This window comes from Dolomitihabitans soli, from assembly GCF_022213955.1.
In the GTDB taxonomy this organism is placed as follows: Bacteria; Actinomycetota; Actinomycetes; order Streptosporangiales; family Streptosporangiaceae; genus Streptosporangium_A; species Streptosporangium_A soli.
In genome coordinates this window covers 201,985-225,170 of record NZ_JAKNTW010000019.1, presented here as the reverse complement: position 1 = coordinate 225,170, position 23,186 = coordinate 201,985, and the positions used below count along the sequence as shown (strand labels likewise).

The following is a 23,186-nucleotide window of genomic DNA, read 5'->3' as shown; positions in this document are numbered from 1 at the left end:
AATGGCCGGGTCGACAATCATCGCAACCGTCACATCGGCATACGAGGAGGCAAGACGTGAGCGTGCTCATCGACAAGCTGCTGGCGCTGGTGGTTCCGGAAGAGCAGGCGTCGGCGATCTGCGGGTATCAATACAAGTGCTTCGGCATCAGCTATTCCAGGAGGCTGTGCTGCTCATCCTCCGGCGACAACTGCGGGCCTTGGATTCGGGTCGGCACCTGCTAGAGATCAGGCGGTGGCGAACCCGCGGCCGCCGTGTCCGTGGCCTGGCAAAAGTAGCCGCAGGTGGGCCTGGGTGAGGTCACCGCTGGTGGCCAGATTCAAGTCCCCACGCCCGCGCGTGCTCATCGGCGTGTCGTGGGAAGAGGCATGCCCCTGAGCAGTGCTCGTGACGGTGTCGGCCAGTCACGTGATCACTGCTCAGGGAGTCTGCCGGGCCATGAAATCTTCGGGGGAAGTCATGGACATCATCGCCGCCTGCAAAAAGCGCCCCGTCCATATCGCTTCCGTTCCAGCGGTCGTGGGGATCGCTCTCGCACAGGTTGGTCGCTGAGGAATCTGACAGCGCCGCACGCTATACCGGCGAAATACCGACGTTCCCTACGCTGACGAATCCTCGCCTCGGATCATGCTGAAGGAACCTCGTGTCCCGTCCAGTGCTCGTAGTAATCGTCGCCCTGATGCTGTCAATGCTCCCCGGCGTCTCCCACGCCGCTGCCCCAGGTGTGGTGGGGACTGCGGGAAACCTCATGCGGGAGGTGGAGCCACGGGCCGACGGAATCAAGCACGTCGACACCAAGGGGCTGATCTCGGGGTTGCAGGCCCTCAACGCGAACACGTACGTCTACCCGATGGCCGGCGACAACGTGCACTGGGAGGACCTGCGTAACGAGTTCCTGCCGGCCGCCGCGGACGCTGGGATCAACGTCTGGGTTCTGGTGTATTCGCCGAGCCAGGCGGTCTGTTGCGTCTCCCGGCCGTACAAGCACGACTACGTCGCATGGGCCCGCGAGCTCGCCACTCTCTCCAAGAGCCACCCGAACCTGGTCGCCTGGACAGTGGACGACTACGGCTACGACCTCAAGACGTTCACTCCGGCGTACGTCAAGGAGATGCGCGCGGCCGCCAGGGCGATCAACCCCTCGTTGAAGTTCGTCCCCACGGTCTACTACAGCCAGTTCACCGATGCGTTCATCGCCGAGCAGATCCCGCTGCTGGATGGGGTGATCTTTCCCTTCCGGGACGAGCCGCACCGGGACACGTCGTGGACGTGGAGCCTGTCCTACCAGGTCAAGCAACTCACCACGCGCCTTCCCGACACCGACGTCTATCTGATGCCGTACGCTCACCCGCTGAGCCACGCCGCCCAGAAACCGACGGTCGCCTACGTCGAGGCGGTCACCAAGAAGGCACTGGAGCACGTCCGCACAGGGGAACTCGCCGGGGTCGTGCAGTACAAGCTCCCCTTCCTGTCCCGTGACTCCGGATGGACGCGCCCGGCGACCGACAACCTTGCCCGCACCGGCAATGGGCAGCTCAGCTTCGTCGTCCAGGCCGACACCGCCACCAAGGCCGGGATGTGGTGCAGCGCCTCGCGGCCGGTCCAGATCACGCCCGGCGCGACCAAGCGCACGGTGAGTTTCTGGCACCGCGACAACCGCGGATCCACAAGCCCTGCCGGCTACCACATGAAACAGCTCCTGCTCAACGGCAAGGTGGTGTGGGAGCGGGACGTCGCTGCCGACAATTACGCGTGGGGGCAGGCCACGATTGACCTGACGGCCAAGCTGGCCGGGTCGACGAGTGCGACGCTGCAGTGGCGGCTGTACGAGCGCAAGGGCGTGGGCAACAACTTCGTCGACGTGCGCGTGGACGACATCGTGGCCACCGGCCTGCAGCTGAGCGACCCCGGTGTGGAGAACGCCGCCACGTGGACATCCGGCCTGGCTCGGCAGGGCGGTCCGGTCTACTGCTCAGCCCAGGTCTACCACCAGAACTATGGCGCCGATCTCGGCGCGCGCATCACCAAGCTGTACGCCGGATAGTCACGACATCCTCGGCGGGAGCCCCTTCCTGGGTTCAGCCGCCCGGAGATCTTCCCTGGAGATCGAGAATGGCTTATCCGAGGTACGGCAACGCCGTACCTCGGATAGTGCGCGATTCGCATCCGCATCGAACCGGCTACTGTTTCAGCAAAAGCTGACCCAGTAAAATCTGAAGCCATCGGATGCGTCAGGGTTAAGGTTAGCGAGATACCACTTCTCTCCTTTCCGTACGGGAATTGTATAACAAGACGGACTCCCCTTTATATTTACGGCTATGATCGCCCCGGTATTCTGATCCTCTTCTAGCACGAAGATGTAGGGCGCATTGCTCCCGTAATACTCGCCTGTATAGGTATTCTCGATAACCAAGATGCCGTCGTGATCTACATGGACATAGTCTGTTGAACCTCTATTGAATACGGGTTCAAGCTTGATCGCTTCCTCGAACAACGCTGTGAGATTGGCTTTTCCGAAGACCGTCGCATTATGGTCAACCTGCAGGTTGCTCCGAGCGTAGAGGTCGCCTTGAGCGGTCATGCTCCCGGAGACGTTGAGCGAGGACTGCGCGGCCAGGTCTCCGTTGACGATCAAACCGTTGGAGCCGACAGTCGTGAGCTTGTTCGCGACCTTCAGGTCATCGAGGGTGGGGTTGGTGATGGTGACGGTGATGGTGGCGCACCGGTAGCTCGTGTCGAAGCCGGTGGTGACGGACGCCCTGAGGGTGAAGGTGGTGTCGTTGAGGATCTTGTCCCTCGGGATGGTGTAGGAGGTGGCGGGTCCTTCGTAGAGGGTCGTGCCGTCGCCGTCGTAGAGCTGGAATTCGCTGCCGTTGCTCTCCCAGGTCAGGTAGACCTCGTCGCCCGCGTTGAACTTCGTCCTGGGGACGGTCGGCCTGTCCGGGGCGCCGGCCAGGAAGTTGTGCAGGTAGAAGACGGGCTCCGCGGTGTCCCAGGTCAGTTCCTGGGGTGTCTTGCGGGTGTATTTGCCGCTGGTCGTGCCGGAGGTTTCGGTGGTCGGGCAGGCGAGCGAGCTGCCGGGGGTGGCGGCGACGTTGCCGGTGATGCTGATTTTCAGCGGTGTGTCGATGAGGTCGAATCCCGGTATGGGCGGGGCCTGGAAGATGACGTGGTAGTAGTTCGTGGCCGGTTCGAGTCCGAGTTCCTGCCCGGTCTTCATTTGGGCGGAGGCGGGGCTCCATTTGCCGGTGATCGAGGATTGCGGGGGCTCGGTGAAGTACGCGCCTGCGTCGTCGGGTGCGCTGATCGGGACGGCGACGTCGATCTTGCTGCAGTAGATCTTCTGGCCGGCCGGGCTGGAGACGGTGATGTCGATGGTGTTGGCGGCAGGCTTGTCGGGGGTGCCTGCCTGGAGGGGCGCGGTGCTGGTGCTGTAGTGCAGCAGAGGGGCATCGGACATGGGACATGGCCTCCTTGGGGCGAGTCTCATCCAGACGTCCAAAGGGGATGTGAGCAACCGTGATGCGTGACGGTTCGGCCGAAATCCCCGTTGGTGACGCACCGCGCAGAAGATCACCCCCTAGATCCAATCGCCGGCATTGGAGCGTGACAACAGCTCACAAGGAGGCGATAAGGGGCGATTCAGTAATACTTTCTGCGTCTTGACACCCCTGTGATGTCGCCCGATCCAGCGCTACGGAGGTGCGCTCGACCAGCGTGACGATGGCCGAGTTCTGGTTCTTGCCGATGATGAGGTCACCTTCCCAGTGGCCGGGACGGCGCGGTCGTCGGCCTCGGCCGGCCGCTCGCTGATCATCACCATGGGCGTGCTGTAGCGGGGCTGGCGCTGCTGGGCCAGGCGGCGCGGCTTGCGCATGGCGCGGCCGGTGCGCAGCGCCTTGGTCAGCTCGCGGCGCAGCTCGCCGCGGCCTTGGACGTAGCGGGCTTGGTAGATGGTCTCGTGGCACACGTGCATCTCCGCCCGCTCGGGAAAGGTCCGGCGCAGGCTCTGGACGATCTGCTCCGGGTGCTCTTGATGTAGGCCCGTAACTCCGGGTTTTGTCCGATCTTGCTGGGCTTGGGGCGGGGCCGGCGCGCGTCGGCGCGAGCCTGAGCCGCGTGCGGCCGGTACCGGCCGTTGGTGGGATGCCCGTTGCGGCAGATCTCCCGGCTGATGGTCGAGGGCGCACGGCCCAGCTCGCGCGCGACCTCCCGGATCGACGCCTTCTCCCGCACCCGGTCAGCGATGTGAATGCGCTCGTCCTCCCGCAGGTAGCGGGACACTGATCAACGGCACTCCACCTCGATCGTCACCCGAAGTATTTTCCAAGCACGAATCCGAGTCCGAGAAACACTGCGCCGACGATGATCTCGACCGCCCAGTCATCCTTTGTTCGCCTCCAGAAAGATGGATGATCAACGTAATAGGAATTCACTAGCCGAACCACCGGCGGAGCGAACTTGATAGGCGCCAGGAGACCCTGAAATTTAAGAGTCGGCCAGCGTACACGCCGCCGACCAGGCCGTCGGCAGATCGCCTGAACTCCCCCCACCACGCCACGGCAAAGCGTGTCTGCCTTGAGCACTGTCACAGATGCTGTCGTCTTCGATAGATCCACCTTCACGGCACGGCCGTCATCAGCTACCCCGGCTATCGAGAGAGCACCCATGTCGCCCGGCAGGTCAGCGAAGTCATCACGGGTGCTTGCGATGAACGTGTCATCACACTCGATGATCAACGCTCCGAGTTCAGACACGGCTTCCGCAATGTCTTCCAGGTCATCGCGAAACAGACGCAAAGCACCTAAGTCGAAAGTTTCGGCCTTGTCGCGAATCCGATTCACTGCCACGTACGAAATCGTCTCCGATCCGCCACCTCGCCGCCGCAATGTGACCCAATTGAAGCGCACCCAGAGGATGCCCCACGCTCGCCATGCCCACCCCAAGATGACCGCCTGACACTCTGACCTCGCCCCGCCATCCGCCGGCGCCACAGTGCAAGGCACCAGACCACATCTCTCCGCCAGTGCGGAGAAGCTCAAGCCACCAGACCTAGAGACATCTATCCGCGACAACTCCAAGGGGGATGATCACAGGCGGGCGCTCTCCGTGAAGAGAACGCCTTGGTGAGAAGTGGAGCTGCTTAAGGGCACCGAACCCAGACCTACGCATTACGAGTCCTCGAACCGCCTACTCCGAGGCGTCCGTGAGCGTTCGCCCGTGTCCGTAGGGCCAGGTCAGGCACCGTCACGGACTGCCCCGGACACGAGTGATCGCAGGCGAAATGCAACGGGAACTGCAACGGGGCAGGAGCCGTCACCAGAGTCATTCGGGGGCAAGTGGACCCGTATCGCAGGGCCGCCAGGCCCGAGAAACGGAAGCCGCGCGGCAGAGGTTGAACTCCTCCGCCATACGGCGGACTGCCTTTCATCACCCAGCATGCAGGATCCTCATGGCCTCAAGCACATCAGAGACAACATGCTCCGCGGAGTGCTCCTCACCGGCCAGGTGCCACGGTCAACCCAGATCGTCCGCAGCCCTGCCGCATTCCCTCCGGCGATGTCGGCGACGAGGTTGTCACCAACCAACCAACCAACCCCCATCGGCGAGGTTCATCCCACACCGCTTGGCAGCGATCTCGAACAACCCGACATCCGGCTTACGGAGGCCCTCGACGCCTGACAGCGCGTACGCGTCAACGGCAACGGCATCGGCCTGTCCTGTCCTGTCCTGTCCTGTCCTGTCCTGTCCTGTCCTGTCCTGTCCTGTCCGCTGGAGCTTAACAAGGGCAGAGCACGGGCGGTCTGTGCCGGTGCTGCTCCTTGGTGAACCTGCTTGCAAACGGGAGCCGGCCAAGCCGTTGAGCTGTCCTCATCCTGGTCGAGCGGCAGACGGTGAGTGATGGCGTGTGCTCACGCACGTCGACGTTATCCGGTGGCAAGGGGCCCCGTGCCACCGGGCCGCAAGGCCCGAGGAGCGGAAGCCCTGCGCTGTCAGCGCTGCTGTCACCTCAGCCATGGTCACCTGGTGGCAAGGACCGACGGAGGAGGGCCTTGCCGGCGATCGCCCCAGCCCGAACGACGGGCGCCGAAGTCCGCGATCGTCACGGCGTCAGCCAACCGACACCCGGATTAGGAGAGCGGAGGCCGGAAGGGCTCGGCATCCCACCTGGCCTGCGAGGATGCGGCGAGGCGGATGGCGATGGTCCACCGCAAAATACACACCGCCCGACATGTTGAGCGTCTCGAAGGACGGTTCCTTATTGCGCAAAGAGTACAAGTGAGCCAGACCCTACTTTTCGACTCTCTTCAAACGTTCCTTTATCCTAGCTCGATCCTCGCTCGGCTGCGGATAGGCAAGTAATGCTTCGAGTATGATGGGCTCATACTCGGCCACGGCAGCCTTAAATTCTCTCCTGGTCTCGATGCTGGCAGTGTCGATCGCATTGAGTGATTGCCATAGGAAATATTCGTGACTGTATGATTTCCCATCGAATTCTAGCGGCTCAACGCCTTGCTCGGTCGCTGCACACACCAAAGCGCCGAGACTCAACAATGCGAGAACATGCCCCTCTAAATCACTAGCATTTCGCGATACGTTGAGCATGCGCCAATAGTATCCCTTGGATTTCTCCAGGTCGCCTAATTCTTGTGCGATCATCCCTAAGGTGTTAAGTGCGAGAACCTTCTCCCTCGCGTATCTCTCGTCAACCTCTCCGACCTCTTTGAGAAACTTCGTCAGAAGCTTCCTCGACCTATCGAAGTCTTCATGGTCTTCGTATGCAGCGTAGCCACGATTGAAGAGGTCCTGAAGCCTGTCCATGCGTGCGCCTTCTCCTTAGGTGGAGGTATCCCGAATAGGCGTATATCCGCGATTGCGAACGAAGGGCATTTCGGAGCCTTGCTGATAGGATTTAAAGCTCGGAAACGGCACGCCGGGATTCACCTCCCGCCGCCTTTTCACCCTTTTTGAAACTTCACGATAAATGTCGCCCGGCGTTAGCATTTGGGCTCTTCCTGGTACGCCATCCCGCAAAACTCTAATAATCTCTCCAGTAAATTCCGTATATTTCTCTCCAGGGAAAGCCATTGCTACCCTGGTTGCACTTGAAGCGGTCAGCATGCAGGATCCCTGGGACGCCGAACCATCTAAGGCGTCAGTGTCCGAGGTTGCGACGGAAGCGGCACCGCTATAGCAACAGTCTAAGATCACAATCGTTTGTTCGCGGAAGTCTCGGATCGGCGTGCCGTTACTATAGACTTCAAATCGCCTGCAAATCCTTTTCTGTAGGGAAGCATATCGGAGGCCCTCGTCGAAATCTTCTATATCCTTAAGTGCGAAATAGAGATCTCTTCCTGGGGGTACTATGGCACCGTGTCCAGCAAAATAGACAAGTAGCATGCCTGTCGCCTTCTTGGCGATTTTGGACACCTCGCGAAGTATTGATTTTGGGTCTTCGCGGTTGAAAAGATGTAAGCAATTCTGCTCAGGGAGCCCCAGTACCTCTTTGTCTGTCAGTATGCGGCCTAAATCCTCAAGATTTTGCTCAACCGCTTTAAGGGCCGGGAGTTCAAGTTTTGCTTCTTTCAGCGAAGTGCCGATTAAGATTGCATAGGAGGAATCTACGTTAGAGATCTTCATGATCTTTGGTAGCCGCCACTTCTGTTGCGTCGCTACTTTGCGCGGCCCGCAGGATCGATTGAATTATTTCTGTCTCTTTCGAATCATAGGGGAGATCGACGAATATCTCTTCCTCCTGATTTTTCTTTTTGACGTATATAAATATGCGAGGTTGAGAGTTGTTGCGAGACCTTGATTGCCTCCAAGCCAAAATAGAAGTAATGAGCGCACCCAGTCCGGTGACATTATCAAGAGTCGCCTGTATGGTATCGGCGATGCCCATGTCTTCTGGGCGGGCAAGGGGAGGGGAAAGGCTAACATCTGGCCCGAGATGATCTCCTTGCAGCCAGGCAGGTAGGCCGTCTTCCTGGTCGAAATCCTCATCCTCGACGGTGACGAGCACTTGCAGGAAGTGGCGACTGCGACTATCCGATTGGCGATCACGTGTCATGAACGACATATACACGATAAGTGGGACTAATGGCTAGTGCGGTGACCACGAACGTTCACCGGGTTGGTTGATCACGCGACTCGGGTTTTGGGGCGTCCCCATCGGCGTTGTTTCTCGCTTCGGACCCGGGCGCGTTCTCGCCGTTGTGCGGCCAGCACGTCGGGATGGCGGGCGTTGGCGTTGCGCCAGCGCAGATAAGCCTGGAGTCTGCGGGCCAGCACGATGTGATTGGGATGGTTGGAGCCACCCATCACGAAACTTCGCAACGGGCCGAACTGTGCCTCGATCGAGTTGGCCCAGGACGCGCTGGTCGGGGTCAGACACAACCCGACCTTGTTCTTCTTAGCCCAGGCGCGGATCGCGGGCGTCTTGTTGGCCGACAGGTTGTCCATGATCACGTAGATCGGGGCGCAGTCCGGGCGTGCGGCCCGAATCGACTTCAGCGCGGCCAGGCTGTGATCTGCGCCCTTGCGCCGCCGCGCGATGCCCCACAGTTGATCACCGCCCAGGCTGTAGCAGCCGTGAAAGTAGCGGATGCCGTGGGTGCGTGAGTAGGTGGCCGGCAGCCGATCCGGTCTGCCCTCCTTGGCCCAGCCGCTGCCATGACAGGGCCGGATCGACAGTGGCCCAAACTGGTCGAAGGCGAAACACCGGTTCGGGAAACGGCTGGTGACCTCCTCGATCCGGTCCAGTTTGGCTTCCCGCTGCGGATCGGTGGACTCCTTCCAGGTGCGGGTCCGCTGGAAGGAGATCTTGCCGTGGCGCAGGATCTGCCGCAGCCGATCCCGGCCGATCCCGACGATGCGGTCGGGGTTGTCGGCCAGGTAGGCCAGCAGCTTGCGGATACTCCAGTGTGTGAACGGACGGCCCAGTCTCTCTGGGCGCGTCAGGGCCGTCTGGGTGATGAACTCCACGTCATCGGTGCTGATCAGGCAGGGACGGCCACCCGCCCATCTAGGGTCCAGGGCGTCCAGCCCTCGGGCGTTGAAGGCGTGGATGACATCACGGACGGTGTCGTCGTCGGCCGCGACCAGATAGGCGATCGCCGCGGCCGTGGTTCCGCTGGCGGACGCCATGATGATCAATGCTCTGCGCACCCGGATCGAGCCGTGGTTACCTCGCCGTACCAGGCGTTGCAGCGCCTGGCCTTCGGCGTCGGTTAATCGCCGGGCTCTGACGGGTTCAGCCATGTGCTGCTCCATGTGTCGGTACCGATCGGGCCGGTACCGACAGTGAAGGAGCGCATCAAACAGCGCAAGCCGTACGGCCTGCAATGACCCGGTGAACCTAAGTGGTCACCGCACTAGGCTACTTCGCCGCACGTGGGCGGTGCTGGCCGCGACCGGCCGAAGAGCCTGGACATGGGCCGGCTCCCGACCTCCCAGCGCTACAAACGCCACGACCGGCGCTGGAAGCGATACGAGAAGCAGCTGCCCGGCCACCGCGTCCAAATCGACGTCAAGTTCATCGAGCCCATCGCCGGCGTCACCGGCCGCAAGGGCGGCCGCAACAAGTACTACCAGTTCACCGCCATCGACGACTGCACCCGGCTGCGAGTCCTGCGCATCTACCCCCAGCTCAACCAGAAGACCGCCATCCAGTTCCTCGACTACCTCCTGCAGCGCCTGCCCTTCAGGTGCAGGTCATCCAGACCGACAACGGCGCGGAGTTCCAATCGGCCTTCCACTGGCACGTCCTGGACCGGGGCATCGCCCACACCTACATCAAACCGCGGACCCCACGCCTCAATGGCAAGGTCGAACGCTCACACCGCATCGACGCCGAGGAGTTCTACCGAATGCTCGACGGCGTCGTCATCGACGACACCGAAGTGTTCAACGACAAACTCCGCGAATAGGAGGACTACTACAACTACCATCGACCCCACGGCGGCCTCGGCGGCCAGACCCCTTACGAACGCCTCAAGCAGAAGACCACGACCCAGGCGTAAACGATCATCGTCGGTTGCACATCCTCACGACTTCGTTACTCCTGGAACAGGCTTGCGACAGTCTCCGCACATTCGCCGCTAGATCGTCGGTCCGCCCGAACGATCCCGAACGATGACGCCATGCTTCGCTACGGCCGCCAGGTATGCACCAACGATGGCCACACGTTGGGGGTTGTCGTCAGCGTTGTCGTCAGGCACAACCAAAAACGCCCCGGCCATGATCGGCTCGGGGCGTTGGTGCTGCTCAGCTGCTGTGGTCAGGGGCGGGGTCGAACCGCCGACCTTCCGCTTTTCAGGCGGACGCTCATACCGACTGAGCTACCTGACCTCGGTGGTGACACCTACCAGCGGTCCTGACGGGACTTGAACCCGCGACCTCCACCTTGACAGGGTGGCGAGCACTCCAAACTGCTCTACAGGACCTCGTTGTTCGGCTTGCTTAGCCTACCAGGCTTTCGGACGATGTTGACCTGTCCGATCTTCTGGTGAGCGTGAGCTCGCCGGTGCCCCCAACGGGATTCGAACCCGTGCCGCCGCCTTGAAAGGGCGGTGTCCTAGGCCGCTAGACGATGGGGGCTCAGGACCGGAGTCCTGCGTCCGTGACGCCTCCGTCGGGGACCTGTTGAAGCATAGGGGACTTTGCCCCTGATGCCAAAGCGGTTAACCCTACTTCGGTGTCGCGGTGCTTTCGAGTGGTCCCGTTGGCGACGGGGCGCTCGATGGCTCCGGGAAGATTCTACGCTCTGGCGCGGTCTCCACGTGACGTTGGATCTGGACGGATTGCTCGCCGAGTCCTCCCATCGTGATGTCGTCCCAGGCCTCAAGGCGATGGGTCTCCTTGTCGAAGTAGAGAACGGAGGCGGTGACCGGGGTCGGCTCCTCGTGTTCGAGGGCGCGCAGGCCGGCCCCGCCGGTGGAACCCTGGACCAGGACGCGGGTCCCGGTGGGCAGCACCTCGGTGGAACGGGCATGAGCGTGACCGGCGAGGATGGTGGGCACGACGCCGGAGAAGCCCTTGCCGATCGTGGAATCGTGCACGGCGACGAGGTCCACGGGAGCGGGGAGCCCGGCGTGGCGGCGGCCGAAGTCGAGCAGGCCGGCGGGGTCGGAGTCGACGGCCACCGACTTGTCAGGGGTGAACCTGGGATCGCCCAGCCCGTAGATGCGCAGGCCGGCCACGTTGGTGGTCTTGTCGTCGAGGACCACGGCGTTCTTCTGCCTGGCCACCGCACGCTCGGTGGCCTTGGAGTCGTGGTTGCCCCGGACGAAGACGTACGGCACGTCGAACCGTCCGATCTCCTTGACGAAGTTGTCCTCGGCCCTGGTGCCGTGATCGGTGATGTCCCCGGTGTCGAGGATCATGTTGACCTTGAACTGGGTGGAGACGGAGCGGATGAGGTTCCAGGCGATCGGGTTGATGTGGATGTCGGAGACGTGGAGCACCCTGATCGAGGTCGGGTCGGCGTCGTAGACGGGCAGGGCCGAGACCGTGTCGTACAGCTGGGAGACGTTGGTGACCAGTTTGGTGAGCTGGAGGCGGTACGACTCGAAGCGGGTGACGATCGACTCGGCGCTGCCGACCAACGAGGGCGCGCCCGCGAGCAGACCCGTGTAGCGCGGCTCCACGAGGGCCTCGGGACGGAAGCTGGTGACCACCGCGGCCCCTGTGCCCGCCATGGTCGTCACGGCGGCCAGGAGGGTCAGCAAAGCCGTCTTGACCCGTCTGAAGACGACCAGGCCCGCGATGAGGGCTCCGCAACAGGCGAACAGCAGCGAACGGATCACGAGATCCCTGATCCCGTCGCGCAGGTTCTCCTCGATCAGGCCCGGCAGCCGGTCGGCCAACAGGGGATCCTCGATCATCTGCTTGGCCTGGTCCTGGTTGATGTTCTCCAGCGTCGCGCGCAGCCGCAGGGGCGCGTCGTGGGTGTCGAACAGGAGCGTGCCGAGGGGGTGCGCGTCGACCACGGTCTGTCCCGACCAGGCCGGCCGTACGGAGAGGCCGAGGTCGACGGGGCCGATCGACGACTGGACGCCGCCGCTGACCGCGATGCCCAGCCAGGCGCCCATCCCGGCCACCGCGACGATCGTCAGGAACTTGGAGGTTCGGCGGACCACGCGCCGCTGGGCGGTACGGCGCGCGGTCTCTTTCGTGCGATTCAACGTTCGTTTGAGGTCCATGCACCTTCCTGCCTACCCCGGCTCGGCACCCGAACCACTCGCGAAGAGGCAGAATGGCGGGTGTGATCGAGGTGTCGCGGGAGAAGTTCGAGGAGCTTGTGGCCGAGGCGTTGGACACGATCCCCGCCGAGTTGACGCGACTGATGGACAACGTCGTGGTGGTGGTCGTGGACGACCCTCCCGAGCCCGATCTGCTTGGCCTTTACACCGGGATCCCCCTCACCGAGCGCGGCGACTGGTACGCGGGAGTTCTGCCCGACCGCATTGAGATCTACCGCAATCCGACCTGTGAGATCTGTGACACGGATGAAGATGTGGTCAAAGAGGTGCGGATCACCGTAGTTCATGAGATCGCCCACCATTTCGGCATCGACGATGAGCGGCTCCACCAGCTCGGCTGGTGAAACGGTCACTGTTTGCATCTTTCTGGCTTCGTTCGGTTGCGAACCCGACTCGGCTCCGGCACCGTAGGTCACACGGCAGATACATTCAGTCAGGTTGGTCTGCAAGTAGCGGAGTCCTATGGCGGCCACGAAGCCCGACAGGCTGCCCGGGAGGCATCGCCGTGCACCCGAGCGCCAAGCTAGATACGGCGAGGTCATCGCCATCCGAGAGTTCCGCGCGCTCTGGTTCGGCCAGGGGCTCTCCCTGCTCGGCGACCAGTTCGCCCAGGTCGCGCTGGCCGTACTCGTCTATGACCGCACCCAGTCCCCACTCGCGACGGCGGCCGTCTACGCGCTGACGTACCTGCCGCCGATCCTCGGCGGGCCGTTGCTCGCCGGCCTCGCCGACCGGTATGCGCGGCGGCGCGTCATGATCACCTGTGACGTCCTCAGGGCGCTGCTCGTGGCTCTGATGGCGGTGCCCGGGATGCCGTTCGCGGTGCTCTGCGGACTCGTCTTCTGCGTGGTCCTGCTCAGCGCCCCGTTCTCGGCCGCGCGGGCGGCCCTGTTGCCGGAGATCCTGGAGGGCGACCGCTACGTCGCCGGCTCGGCGTTACAGAACATGACAAACCAGGCAGTGCAGATGCTCGGATTCGCCGCCGGGGGCGCGTTGATCGCGGGGATGGGCCCCTACCGGGCCCTGGCGCTCGACTGCGCGACGTTCCTCGCCTCGGCCCTGATCCTGGTCTCAGGGGTACGGCGGCGCGGCGGGCCGGAGCGGAGCGAGGGCGGCCAGCCGTCCATCTGGACGATGACCAGTGCCGGAGCCAAACTCGTCTTCGGTGACCGGCGACTGCGCACGCTCGTGCTGTTCGCCTGGCTGTGCGGCTTCTACATTCTTCCCGAAGGGATCGCCGTGCCGTACGCCGCCACCTTGAGTGACGGCTCGATACCGGTTCCGGTGATCACCGGCCTGCTGATGGCGGCCATGCCGACCGGAACCGTGCTGGGGGCCTTCCTGTTCAGCAGGTTCGTCTCCCCTTCTGGCCGGCTGCGCATGATGGGGTGGATGGCGGTGCTCAGCTGCGCGCCGCTGATCGCCTGCGCCATGCGCCCACCGCTGGCCGTGGTGCTGGCGCTCTGGATCCTGTCCGGAATCGGTGGCGCGTATCAGCTCGCCGCCAACGCGGCTTTCGTGCAGTGCGTTCCGGCTGCCCGGCGTGGTCTGGCCTTCGGGCTGGTCCAGTCGGGCCTGCTGGCCGCCCAGGGCATCGGCATCCTGATCGGCGGAGCCGCCGCCCAGGAACTCGGCCCCGAGCCCGTCGTCGCCCTGGCCGGGGTGGCCGGGGCGACGGCAGCCGTCCTGCTGGCCGTACTTTGGACCGAGTCACGTGGTGCGATCATCGCGAAGGTTCGCGCCGAGGCGACCACGTGATCAGAACTGCGGCCGCTGGTCGCTCGACGGCGGGGGTACGGGAGCGTCGACAGGCTCGCTCCAGTGGTTGTTGTTTGACGTTCCCTGGTGCTGCTGCCAGGGCGCCTGCCCGGACTTCTGCTTGTCGACCAGGTCCTGCACGATCGAGGAGTCCTTGTCCTCATCCGGCAGGAGCAGCCAGCCGATCGCGTAGATCCCCACGCCGAGCCCTCCGAAGAAGGTGGCGATCGCCAGGGCGATACGGATGATGTTGGCATCGACACCGATGTAGTCACCGACTCCGGAACACACACCGGCGATGACCCGGCCCCGACGAGTACGGCGCAGCTTCTTGACGTTCGTGTTCTCGTTCATGTCTCCAGACTGCCCCCAAAAACCGCTGCCGCACATAGGGATTCCCCCTGGCCCGACCCTGGCCCATCCCCTTACGCCCCGACCCGCCCTCCGGAGGTACGGCCGGCGTCACGGTTGAGGTGTGTCGCCCCTGGGCCCCAGTGCCAACCGGCCGACGCCATGATCACGGCTGGGTCTCGGTGTCCCGGTCTGTTCCCAGCAGTGCGGTAAGTTATCCTCACGACGAAAACACCGTCGCCTGAGACGGAGGGCACTCTGTACCCTTCACTCAAAGGGGCGTTAGCTCAATGGTAGAGCTGCAGACTTTTAATCTGTAGGTTCAGGGTTCGAGCCCCTGGCGCCCCACCCCCTTGACCTGCTGTCTTTCGCTGCGCGGGAAAGATTCTTTCCGATCGTGAGACATGGATGAGTCACGTTGGTCAGGCCGCTATCCTGCGGACGTTTCGAGTGGTCTTGCGTGCCCGAGCCATGACCAGCCGTGCGGTTGCTGTGGCGGCCTGGTGGTAGGTCTCGGGGAGCACCGAGGTGTAGATGTCCGCAGTCACCACGATGCTGGAGTGCCCGAGCGTGTGCTGCACCACCTTCAGATTCGCGCCCGAGGCGAGAGCCAGGGTGGCCGCCCCATGGCGGAGGTCGTGGAGCCGGATCGGCGGAAGCCCGCTGACCCGCATCAGGAAACGGAATCGGACGGTCAAGTAGTCCGGTCGTAGCCAGGACCCGTTCGGCCCGGTGAAGACCGGTCCCAACTCCCGCCAGCCCTCGCCCAACTTCTTGCGTTCGACCTGCTCGTGCCGACGCAGCAGGCGGGTGGTTTCAGCGTCCAGGGCGATGGTTCGCCGGCTGGCAGCGCTTTTCGGCGGATATGCGATCAGCTCAGTACCGGTGTGCATGAGTTGCCGGGTCACCGTGAGCTCGCGCCGGTCCAGGTCGAGGTCCACCCAGCGCAGCCCGGCGGCCTCTCCGCGGCGTAGCCCCCGCAGTGCGAGCAGCCACCACAACGCGTACAACTGGTCTTGTCGCACGAAGTCGAGGAAGACGGCCAACTGCTCAGTGGTCCACACGGCTACGGCGGGCCGTTCCCCGGTGCGCTGCCAGGCCGCGACCCGGCGGTCGGTCGCCGGGGTGAGGGCAGCCGGATCAACCGGGCCGGGTTGGATGCGATCAGACCTTCGCGGACGGCCGCGTTCAGTGCGGCGCGCAGCGTCGCGCGGATCCGGTGCAGCGTGGAGGCCGCGATCGACTCCCCGTACCGGTTACGGCGCTCCGCCAGCGCAGTGAACATCCGCGCCACGTCCCGGCTGGTCAGCTGTGACAGCTCGATCGGGCCCAAATGCGGAATCAGATGCAGCCGTACATGATCGGCGTAGCACCTGCGCGTATTCGGCCGCAAACCCTGCTGCATCCCCAGCCAGCAACACAGCCACCGCGCCATGATGAACCCTCCGCCCGCCGACCCGCCCTGATCCGCGACGATCACCTGCCGGCCCGCTTCCTGCGCCTCCCCGGCGCTGGCAAACCCGCCGCGCCGCATCCGCTCCCGCCGTCCGGCCAACCCGACGACCTGCGGGAGAAGTTCTCCACCGTCAGTCTGGTCTGGGCCGACGGTGGCTACGCCGGACGGCTGGTGACCTGGGCCAAGCACGTTCTCGGTCTGGCCGTCACGATCGTCAAGCGCAACGACGACAGCCGCGGCTTCGTCGTTTTGCCCCGCAGATGGGTGTAGAACCGGCGCGGCTGCGGCGCGCACGGGTGTCTTCCCGCCGACCGGTGCGCACCCCGCCGGTCAGGGACGGTCAGCAGCAGGTCGACGACTGGGTCTGCCCAGCGCCCGGCCTGGCGCTGCTCCGGGCACTGATCGCCTCCACCGAGGCCGCAGACATCTGAACGCTTCAGCCCGGGATCTTCCCCGAGAATGCCGCCAGCCTGGCCCTGCACGCCCGCGCCGAGTTCCGGACGATCGGCGTACGCAGACGAACCGAATCTGCCCTGTGGGCTTGACCTTGACGCTGCGTCAGCCCTCCATGCTGGCTGTCATGAGCATCCCGCCAACAAGCAATCAGGTCCAGGGGCCTGCGATCCACATGCAGGGCCTGAAGAAGTCGTACAACGAGCTGCGTGTCCTGCGCGGCGTGGACTTCGACGTGGCACGGGGCAGCCACTTGCGTGTCTTCTGCGAGTAGGCGGTCCGGTTGGACGGGCCCCGGGAGGGTGCTGGAACACCCCTCCGAGGCCGCGCCCGCTACAGCAGAGCACGGCGAACGGAACCCGATCCGCGAAGTCGTCCGGGGAAGACCCTGTGGAGCTCGCCGAGGAGTCTCTTCGGAACACCCGGAGGGTCAGTGAGTCGGTCCGAGCGGGAACGGCTGACCAACGCCATCGATGGCGGCACCCGGGCGACAAACCGTAACGAGAGAATGGATATCCGAATGACAGCCAATCAGGGCCGCGGCAACGCCTCCGTGAGCGGTGGTGGTGACGATCTCGAGCACGGTGTAGAGGAAGGCTGGGGAAAGCTCGCTGACGCGTTCCGCGCGAACTTCGAGGCCCCCGGCGAGGTCGGTGCGGCGTGCAGCGTCTACGTGGGCGGCCGCCCCGTCGCCAACCTGTGGGGCGGGCTCGCCGATCGCGAGGCGAACCGACCGTGGCGCAAAGACACCATCGTCCAGGTCGCATCCACGACGAAGGGCGCTACCGCGATCTGCGCCCATATGCTGGCACAGCGCGGTGAGCTGGATCTGGACGCCCCGGTGGCCCGGTACTGGCCGGAGTTCGCCGCCAACGGCAAGGAACAGATCAAAGTGCGCTGGCTGCTGTCACACCAGGCCGGTCTCCCGCTCGTCGACGGGCCGCTGACGTTCGAGCAGGCGTGCGCGTGGCACCCGGTCATCCGTGCACTCGAGGCGCAGAAGCCGCTGTGGCAGCCGGGCACCGAGCACGTCTACCACGCCATCACCTACGGATTTCTGGTCGGGGAGGTCGTGCGCCGAATCACCGGCAAGTCACTCGGCACGTTCTTCGCCGAGGAGGTGGCCGCCCCGCTCGGGCTGAGCGCCTGGATCGGGCTGCCCGAGGAACACGAGGAACGGGTGGCCCGGCTCCACTACGCCGCTCCGTTCAGCGTGGAGGAGCTGCTCGCCGGGATGATCGCGACGACCGGGCTCGATGCGGACACGGTCACCGCATGGGTCGAATCCATGTGGAGTCCGGGCTCGATCCAGATGCGCGCCGGCGAGCTCGGCGGCGCCTTGGACAACACGTCCGACTATCCCAGCACGCGCGCCTGGCGCGCGGCGGAGTTCCCGGCCGCGAACATGCTCGCGGACGCGCACTCGCTGGCGCGGATGTACGCCGCCACGGTCAGCGACGTCGACGGGGTGCGGCTGCTCGATCCATCAACGGTCGAGAGGATGACAGCCGTCCAGACCGACAAGACGCAGATGTACGGACTGCCGCCGGGCCTGGACATCCCAGCCGACCGCTCCTTCTACATGTCGATGGGGTTCTGGCGAGCATGCCCTCCGGCGCCGATGGTCGGGCCGGGGTCGTTCGGCCACCCGGGCTCCGGTGGATCGATCGGCTTCGCCTACCCCGATGCCGGTGTCAGCTTCGGCTACGTCACCAACCTCTGGAACTTCCGGCCCGACGACCCGCGGGCGTCGAACCTGGCCAAGGCCGTCCGGTCCTGCCTTGGTTGACGACAGCCCTCGCGTGACGGAACTCCAGGCGACGCTGCAGGAGTTGGCAGACCGGCATGACATCCCCTGCGCCGTGGTGGGCGTCGCCGAGAACCGACAGATCGAGGCCGCCGCCATCGCCGATCGCCATGATGCTGCTGTTCGTCTACGTGTTCGGCGGCGCGATCGACGCCGGGTCGGTCTCGTATGTGAACCACGTGCTTCCCGGCACCTTGCTCATCACTATCGCGTCGGGCATCGCCTACACCACACTCCGGCTCTTCCTGGACATGAAGAGCGGCATCTTCGAGCGGTTCCAGTCCATGCCGATCGCACGGTCGTCGGGTGCTGTGGGCGCACGTGCTGACCTCACTGATCGCCACCCTGATCTCGCTCGTCGTCGTGCTCGTCGCCCTCCTCATGAGCTTCCGCTCGTCGGCGGGAGTGCAGGCGTCGCTCGCGGTCGCCGGCATCCTGATTGTGTTCACCCTGGCGTTGACGTGGATCGCTGTCATTCCCGGCCTGACCGCCAAGACCCCCGACGGGGCGAGCGCGTTCTCCTTCCCGCTCATCTTCCTGCCGTTCCTCAGCTCGGCGTTCGTGCCACCGACACCATGCCCGGCCCGGTGCGCTTCTTCGCCGAGCACCAGCCGGTGACATCCATCGTCAACACGATCCGCGCCCTGTTCACCCAGCAGCCAGTCGGTACCGCCATCTGGATCGCCCTCGCCTGGTGCGTCGGCATCGTCATCGTTGCCTACATCTCCTACCGTCACAGGATCTCCTGAGCCGACGTCAATCGGGTAGAGCGAGTTGAGGGCAGAATCAATGCATGCTGACGATCGGTCAACTGGCGGCGTATGCCGGCGTCACGGTGCGGGCGGTGCGGCACTATCACCAGATTGGACTCCTGCCCGAGCCGGAGCGGGATGCCTCAGGTTACCGGCGGTATGGCGCAACGGCAGTCGTGTCCCTCATCAAGATCCGCACCCTCGCCAACGCTGGCGTGCCACTGTCTCAGATCGGTCAGATGCTCGAAGCCGACGCATCGGCCTTTGCCGAAGCGGTCCAAAGGATCGACAGCCATCTGCGCGAGGAGATCGAACGGCTTGAAACCAGCCGCAAGCAGATCGAGCAGCTCGCTGCCGGGGACAGCCTGGCGCTTCCGCCGGAGGTGGTCGCCTTTCTCGATCGGCTTCGGGAGATCGGGGTGTCAGAGCGGGTGATGGAGGGTGAGCGGGACGGGTGGATCCTGGTTGCGGCTCGCTGGCCCGATCGCATCCGCGAGGTTATGCCCGGAAAACACGCGCAGCTCGATGACCCGCAACTCGTTCGGCTCTATCGGGTCCTGTCGGAGATGTCTGAAAGCGACGCAGGCGACGACCCGCGTCTGGAGGAAGCCGCCGACATCTTGGCCGGCCTGGCCGAGCAGGCATACACCTCCGGCGAGATCAACCTCGGCGACGTGTCGCACGACGATCTACCGTTTGACCTTCTGGACGCACTTGCCGTCGAGTACGACCCGCGGGCGGAGCGGCTTCTGGACCTGATGCGCGAGCGTGGCTGGGCCAGTTGGACGCGGCCGGAGCGGCTGGCGGCGCCGCCCGACTAAACCGGGCGTCGGGGTTCTCGGCCGAGGCGACGATCGCCATGGTGCCCGTCAGCGACCATGCCGAATGATCGCCACCCGAGCAAGCAATCAGCTGCCGGTCGCAATCCCGCGGTCGGCCAGGATCCGGTAGACGCTGGTCACCGAAGGATGAGCGCCCTTGTGAGCTGCTACTGATCCGTCGCTCCGACAGCCGCAATGAGGCCCTACCCGGCGGCGCCACAGACCGCGGCGAGTCCATCCCCCGGGCGGCCATCCGCGAAGAGACCGGTATCACCGTGATTTCGGATGCGCGGGACAAGGATTCGGCTTCCTTGTGCGGTCCATTTGGTGAACAGGGCGTACTCCGGCTGGAATACGCCCTGTATGGCGATACATATCGCGGTGGCCGTGCGTCCTATCCGCTATCCGCGTCTCAGGCCCGTCGGCGATCGGATGGTGTATGGCACGCCTGACCAGTCCTCGACTTCACGCTGGAGCCGCGAGTCCTTAGCCGCAGTGAACGCCGTTGAGCGCGCGTCTGGCCACGCCCGCCTGCGCGACGACGTCGATGCACGAGTCCTCGGCAGAGATGTATACCGGTCCCGCGTAATACTTATAGAACCCCTCGTCGTAGTCGTAATGGGACGGTGCACCCGTCAGGCTCACACGTACCATCTTGAGGGTTTCTGCGCCGTAATAGCTGCCATAGCCGTAGGTGAGCGCGCAATTCTTTCCTGTGCCGGCATTGTAATGAACTTCGAGGGTGCCTCTCCTCGTGCCTCCATCCATGACGCTATACGTTCCGACCCGGCTGTAGCCGCTTCCGCAGGGGCCGGCCGCGCTGGCGGGCGAGGCGGTGACCACGGGCGAGGCGAGAACTACGGCCGCGCCGATTGCGGCGGCAACCTTGCTACGAATCTGCATGCGCTTCTTTCTGTTGACCAAGGGACGCCGCCTGCCATGAGGCATCGCGAGCTCGCGCGGGGCAGACGGTCCGCAGGAGCAAAGCAGATCAAACCTGCCCACGTCTAGTGTTTCGGGCACACTTCGTGATCATGACGACACATGGCGCGTTCAGTCGGACAGGCCGCGCATGCTCCACCGCGCTCGGCGACAGCTTGAGCAGCGCCGCGCACAGATGATGGCAGCGCGGGCGTCGAATCGCGGAAGTCGTACGGCATCGCAGCCGGTCTGCGCTCCCGGTGCCCGCCCGTCTCGAACGGTGGCCGCATGCCCAACGACCGCACCACTAACCTACGCTTGGTCAACGGTGACGCCGGTAGTTCGTCAGGAGGCATCGCTCGCGTTACGGCGCTGGACAGGCGGGGCCGTCTCACGCGTATTCCCCTCCGGGGGGCGACACCACTTGGTGTGGCGCAGGACGATCTGCTCGGGGCAGACGGCGCTGAGGAATCGGCCGACGCAGGTGGCATTCGAGGCCGCAACGGTCGCGTTGCGCGCTGCGACTGACGAACTCCCAGACCAGCCGGTCTTGGTCGTGACCCAGACCGCGAACGAGCGATCTCTGAAACTCGCCGCCCGTCTTGGCTTCCGCCCCGTCAGCACGTTCGAGGAGTTCGGCGCTGAGCACCGATCAGCGTGATCCTTTCAGGCTGTAAGGCCATCTGCTCCGGGTTGCGCAGGAACGCCACGGTCGACAGCGAGATCATGTTCGCCGTCGTCTCGTGGCCAGCCACGAGCAAGGAGCCGCAACGGACCACCGGGGACCGACAACATCGGTGGATTCAGACTCGACCCGTCCCCTCACGGGCGAAGTGCGGTTCCGCCGCTTCCAGTCGCGGTACCGAGATGCCCAACCGTCGCGCTTCGGCGAGGGTGTCCCGGCAGACCTCACGCGGCTCCTCGGCGTCGGGGTCGGAGTGCGCCGTGAGGCTCACGCGCGCGGGCGCGACATGAGCGGTCAGCCAGGCGAGCACGGGTGCCGTCAGCCAGGTGGGCGCCCGGAACGGCAGCACACCGCCCCGGTGCCGTCGCAGGTCGAGGCCGCGCGCCTGGAGGAGCGGCAGCAGTTCGCGGCCGGCCAGCAGCGCCTCGCGCAGGTCGCCCGTTGCCCCGGCCAGTTGGGACAGGGATCCCAGCCGCAGGCCCTGCGAGAACATGCCGACATCCGACGCGAAATGGACCCACAGCCAGCCGCGGAAGTCAGGCCGCTCCTTGATCCGGAGCCCGGCCTCGCGAAACGCCTGGCGCACGGCCCGTTCCCGGCTGGTCGGGGGCCGGTCGAGTGTGCCGAAGACGACCGACGGCAGCAGTGCCCCGTGGAGTACGCCGTCCGCGCCGAAACCGCCACCGGCCTGGGGAAAGCCCCAGGCGATCTGGTCGGCGGGGAGTGCGCCGATGGCGGCGAGCGGCTCGGTCCAGAGGTTGCCGAAGATCAGCACCGTGGCCTGGCCGACACGCGGGGCCAGGAAGGCCGTCGCGCCCGCGAGGCGATGGTGGGGCACGCTGAGCACGATCAGGTCGAAGTCGTGGTCCGGCTCCAGCGCCTCGCGGTAGCGCACCGGCCACTTCTCGACGACGCGCTGCCCCCACACTCGGCGCCGCATATCGAACAGGTCGAGGTCCACCGCGTCCCCGTACGTCGCCGCGCGACCCGGTCGGACGTAGAACTCGACGTCATGTCCCGCCTGTTGCAGAACCCAGCCGTAGATGGTGGCGATCACGCCTCGGCCGAACATCAGGATCTTCACGCTGCACCTCGTGGGGTACGATCGATTTGGAGGTCATCTCCACTTTTCAAAAAATATGGAGGTCATCTCCACTTGTCAATGCGAGGGAGCGCATGATCGCCGACAAGCCGCTGCGGGCCGACGCCCAACGCAACCGCGATGTCCTGATCGCCAAGGCACGAGAGGTCTTCGACGCCGGCGACTTCTTCGACCTGCGCTTCGATGACTTCGCCCGCCTGGCAGGGGTGGGCACCGGCACGCTGTACCGCCACTTCCCCACCCGGGAGGCACTGGCCGAGGCGGTCTACCACGGGGAAGTCGCCGCGCTGTGCGACCGCGCCCGCCAACTACAGGCCACGCTGCCCGCGGCGGAGGCTTTGGCGACCTTCCTACGCGGCATGGTCGACCACATAGATGCCCACGAGGGCCTGGCCCGGACGCTGGCCACGCTCATGGCCGATCGCTCGGGTGCCCTCGCCGAGGGCGGCCGGGCGCTGGAGCAGGTTGTCACCGACCTGGTGGCCGCCGCCGTGCGGGACGGCACCGTTCGCGACGACGTGGATGCCGGTGCCGTGATGATGGCGCTGCATGGCATCAGCGCGGCCCATGACCGCCCCGGTTGGCGGGCCGAGGCCGACGATGTCATCACCCTCATGCTGGACGGGCTGCGCCCACCCGCTATGACAAGGTGCGACACGAGGTCGCACGCCGCGAGCGAAGGATCCGGTTAGTGATACGGCGGCGACGATACGGTCCGGGGGTGGTCACCCGGCTGATGCCGGCTACACCTGTGAAGTTTCAGGATGCGTGCGAGAGCCTGTGCACTACCACCAAGACCACCTTCAAGTGACCCAGC

25 protein-coding genes, 4 tRNA genes and 1 pseudogene are annotated in these 23,186 nt (G+C 64.6%); 13 read left to right on the top strand and 17 right to left on the bottom strand.

Going from position 1 to position 23,186, the window contains the following annotated elements; all coding sequences use genetic code 11:
• Positions 1 to 56: 56 nt before the first annotated feature.
• Positions 57 to 224 carry a hypothetical protein gene (locus MBA17_RS31305; protein WP_238500339.1) on the top strand — a complete coding sequence of 56 codons (168 nt, stop codon included), beginning with the start codon at positions 57 to 59 and terminating at the stop codon, positions 222 to 224.
• Between the two features lie 419 nt (positions 225 to 643).
• A complete protein-coding gene (locus MBA17_RS31300) occupies positions 644 to 2,044 on the top strand; it encodes a hypothetical protein (protein ID WP_238500338.1) in 1,401 nt (466 codons plus the stop codon).
• Between the two features lie 144 nt (positions 2,045 to 2,188).
• Here the strand turns inward: MBA17_RS31300 and MBA17_RS31295 are convergent, their stop codons facing one another.
• From MBA17_RS31295 to MBA17_RS31260, 8 genes and pseudogenes are all read right to left on the bottom strand, one after another.
• Positions 2,189 to 3,460 carry a hypothetical protein gene (locus MBA17_RS31295; protein WP_238500337.1) on the bottom strand — a complete coding sequence of 424 codons (1,272 nt, stop codon included), beginning with the start codon at positions 3,458 to 3,460 and terminating at the stop codon, positions 2,189 to 2,191.
• A 238-nt stretch (positions 3,461 to 3,698) separates the two neighbouring features.
• Positions 3,699 to 4,278, bottom strand: a pseudogene (locus MBA17_RS31290) (IS30 family transposase); the annotation flags it as partial.
• Positions 4,279 to 4,310: 32 nt separating this feature from the next.
• The gene (locus MBA17_RS31285) at positions 4,311 to 4,850 is read right to left on the bottom strand and encodes a hypothetical protein (protein WP_238500336.1); all 540 of its coding nucleotides are present in this window, start codon (positions 4,848 to 4,850) and stop codon (positions 4,311 to 4,313) included.
• A gap of 600 nt (positions 4,851 to 5,450) precedes the next feature.
• Positions 5,451 to 5,603: an HAD hydrolase-like protein gene (locus tag MBA17_RS31280; protein ID WP_238500335.1), complete on the bottom strand. Its 153-nt coding sequence runs from the start codon at positions 5,601 to 5,603 to the stop codon at positions 5,451 to 5,453.
• A 688-nt stretch (positions 5,604 to 6,291) separates the two neighbouring features.
• Positions 6,292 to 6,822 carry a hypothetical protein gene (locus tag MBA17_RS31275; protein ID WP_238500334.1) on the bottom strand — a complete coding sequence of 177 codons (531 nt, stop codon included), beginning with the start codon at positions 6,820 to 6,822 and terminating at the stop codon, positions 6,292 to 6,294.
• A 15-nt stretch (positions 6,823 to 6,837) separates the two neighbouring features.
• The gene (locus MBA17_RS31270) at positions 6,838 to 7,641 is read right to left on the bottom strand and encodes a caspase, EACC1-associated type (protein ID WP_238500333.1); all 804 of its coding nucleotides are present in this window, start codon (positions 7,639 to 7,641) and stop codon (positions 6,838 to 6,840) included.
• Positions 7,628 to 8,071, bottom strand: a complete 444-nt coding sequence (locus tag MBA17_RS31265) for an effector-associated constant component EACC1 (RefSeq protein ID WP_238500332.1) — start codon at positions 8,069 to 8,071, stop codon at positions 7,628 to 7,630. The genes MBA17_RS31270 and MBA17_RS31265 overlap by 14 nt, the downstream gene beginning before the upstream one ends.
• Before the next feature lie 71 nt (positions 8,072 to 8,142).
• On the bottom strand, positions 8,143 to 9,261 hold the full coding sequence (locus tag MBA17_RS31260; protein ID WP_455432896.1) for an IS630 family transposase: 1,119 nt from the start codon (positions 9,259 to 9,261) through the stop codon (positions 8,143 to 8,145).
• Positions 9,262 to 9,707: 446 nt separating this feature from the next.
• Here MBA17_RS31260 and MBA17_RS31255 point away from each other — a divergent pair, with 446 nt between their 5' ends.
• Positions 9,708 to 9,929: a hypothetical protein gene (locus MBA17_RS31255; RefSeq protein WP_238500330.1), complete on the top strand. Its 222-nt coding sequence runs from the start codon at positions 9,708 to 9,710 to the stop codon at positions 9,927 to 9,929.
• 347 nt (positions 9,930 to 10,276) lie between these two features.
• Here the strand turns inward: MBA17_RS31255 and MBA17_RS31250 are convergent.
• The 4 genes from MBA17_RS31250 to MBA17_RS31235 all read right to left on the bottom strand — a co-directional run bounded on the left by MBA17_RS31250 (position 10,277) and on the right by MBA17_RS31235 (position 12,203).
• Positions 10,277 to 10,350: transfer RNA gene (locus MBA17_RS31250), tRNA-Phe, on the bottom strand.
• A gap of 20 nt (positions 10,351 to 10,370) precedes the next feature.
• Positions 10,371 to 10,445, bottom strand: a tRNA-Asp gene (locus MBA17_RS31245).
• Between the two features lie 81 nt (positions 10,446 to 10,526).
• A tRNA-Glu gene (locus MBA17_RS31240) sits at positions 10,527 to 10,599 on the bottom strand.
• Between the two features lie 89 nt (positions 10,600 to 10,688).
• Positions 10,689 to 12,203 (bottom strand): metallophosphoesterase family protein, encoded by a 1,515-nt coding sequence (locus MBA17_RS31235; protein ID WP_238500329.1) that lies wholly within the window; start codon positions 12,201 to 12,203, stop codon positions 10,689 to 10,691.
• A 53-nt stretch (positions 12,204 to 12,256) separates the two neighbouring features.
• On the opposite strand from MBA17_RS31235, the gene MBA17_RS31230 reads away from it, so the two are divergent.
• Together MBA17_RS31230 and MBA17_RS31225 are read left to right on the top strand one after the other, a co-directional pair.
• Positions 12,257 to 12,607, top strand: coding sequence for a metallopeptidase family protein (locus MBA17_RS31230; protein WP_274386214.1), 351 nt, complete (start codon positions 12,257 to 12,259; stop codon positions 12,605 to 12,607).
• 118 nt (positions 12,608 to 12,725) lie between these two features.
• Positions 12,726 to 14,021, top strand: coding sequence for an MFS transporter (locus MBA17_RS31225; protein WP_238500328.1), 1,296 nt, complete (start codon positions 12,726 to 12,728; stop codon positions 14,019 to 14,021).
• On the opposite strand, the gene MBA17_RS31220 is transcribed toward MBA17_RS31225, so the two are convergent.
• Positions 14,022 to 14,375 carry a PspC domain-containing protein gene (locus MBA17_RS31220; protein ID WP_238500327.1) on the bottom strand — a complete coding sequence of 118 codons (354 nt, stop codon included), beginning with the start codon at positions 14,373 to 14,375 and terminating at the stop codon, positions 14,022 to 14,024.
• 273 nt (positions 14,376 to 14,648) lie between these two features.
• On the opposite strand from MBA17_RS31220, the gene MBA17_RS31215 reads away from it, so the two are divergent.
• Positions 14,649 to 14,720: transfer RNA gene (locus tag MBA17_RS31215), tRNA-Lys, on the top strand.
• Between the two features lie 74 nt (positions 14,721 to 14,794).
• On the opposite strand, the gene MBA17_RS31210 is transcribed toward MBA17_RS31215, so the two are convergent.
• Both MBA17_RS31210 and MBA17_RS31205 read right to left on the bottom strand, forming a co-directional pair.
• Positions 14,795 to 15,436: a site-specific integrase gene (locus tag MBA17_RS31210; protein WP_238500326.1), complete on the bottom strand. Its 642-nt coding sequence runs from the start codon at positions 15,434 to 15,436 to the stop codon at positions 14,795 to 14,797.
• A 2-nt stretch (positions 15,437 to 15,438) separates the two neighbouring features.
• Positions 15,439 to 15,705 (bottom strand): hypothetical protein, encoded by a 267-nt coding sequence (locus MBA17_RS31205; protein WP_238500325.1) that lies wholly within the window; start codon positions 15,703 to 15,705, stop codon positions 15,439 to 15,441.
• Between the two features lie 24 nt (positions 15,706 to 15,729).
• Here MBA17_RS31205 and MBA17_RS31200 point away from each other — a divergent pair, with 24 nt between their 5' ends.
• The 6 genes from MBA17_RS31200 (at position 15,730) to MBA17_RS31175 (ending at position 19,661) form a co-directional block, all read left to right on the top strand.
• Positions 15,730 to 16,098, top strand: a complete 369-nt coding sequence (locus tag MBA17_RS31200) for a hypothetical protein (protein WP_238500324.1) — start codon at positions 15,730 to 15,732, stop codon at positions 16,096 to 16,098.
• 26 nt (positions 16,099 to 16,124) lie between these two features.
• On the top strand, positions 16,125 to 16,259 hold the full coding sequence (locus MBA17_RS49765; protein WP_274386272.1) for a hypothetical protein: 135 nt from the start codon (positions 16,125 to 16,127) through the stop codon (positions 16,257 to 16,259).
• A gap of 110 nt (positions 16,260 to 16,369) precedes the next feature.
• On the top strand, positions 16,370 to 16,555 hold the full coding sequence (locus MBA17_RS31190; protein WP_238500323.1) for a P-loop NTPase family protein: 186 nt from the start codon (positions 16,370 to 16,372) through the stop codon (positions 16,553 to 16,555).
• Between the two features lie 246 nt (positions 16,556 to 16,801).
• Positions 16,802 to 18,070: a serine hydrolase domain-containing protein gene (locus tag MBA17_RS31185; RefSeq protein ID WP_238500322.1), complete on the top strand. Its 1,269-nt coding sequence runs from the start codon at positions 16,802 to 16,804 to the stop codon at positions 18,068 to 18,070.
• 128 nt (positions 18,071 to 18,198) lie between these two features.
• Complete coding sequence (locus MBA17_RS31180) at positions 18,199 to 18,837, top strand: ABC transporter permease (protein ID WP_274386213.1); 639 nt, start codon at positions 18,199 to 18,201, stop codon at positions 18,835 to 18,837.
• A gap of 44 nt (positions 18,838 to 18,881) precedes the next feature.
• Positions 18,882 to 19,661 carry a MerR family transcriptional regulator gene (locus MBA17_RS31175; RefSeq protein WP_238500321.1) on the top strand — a complete coding sequence of 260 codons (780 nt, stop codon included), beginning with the start codon at positions 18,882 to 18,884 and terminating at the stop codon, positions 19,659 to 19,661.
• Positions 19,662 to 20,147: 486 nt separating this feature from the next.
• Here the strand turns inward: MBA17_RS31175 and MBA17_RS31165 are convergent, their stop codons facing one another.
• Both MBA17_RS31165 and MBA17_RS31155 read right to left on the bottom strand, forming a co-directional pair.
• Positions 20,148 to 20,585 (bottom strand): hypothetical protein, encoded by a 438-nt coding sequence (locus tag MBA17_RS31165; RefSeq protein ID WP_238500320.1) that lies wholly within the window; start codon positions 20,583 to 20,585, stop codon positions 20,148 to 20,150.
• 800 nt (positions 20,586 to 21,385) lie between these two features.
• Positions 21,386 to 22,351, bottom strand: coding sequence for a ketopantoate reductase family protein (locus tag MBA17_RS31155; RefSeq protein WP_238500319.1), 966 nt, complete (start codon positions 22,349 to 22,351; stop codon positions 21,386 to 21,388).
• 92 nt (positions 22,352 to 22,443) lie between these two features.
• Here MBA17_RS31155 and MBA17_RS31150 point away from each other — a divergent pair, with 92 nt between their 5' ends.
• On the top strand, positions 22,444 to 23,061 hold the full coding sequence (locus MBA17_RS31150; protein ID WP_238500318.1) for a TetR/AcrR family transcriptional regulator: 618 nt from the start codon (positions 22,444 to 22,446) through the stop codon (positions 23,059 to 23,061).
• Positions 23,062 to 23,186 lie beyond the last annotated feature (125 nt).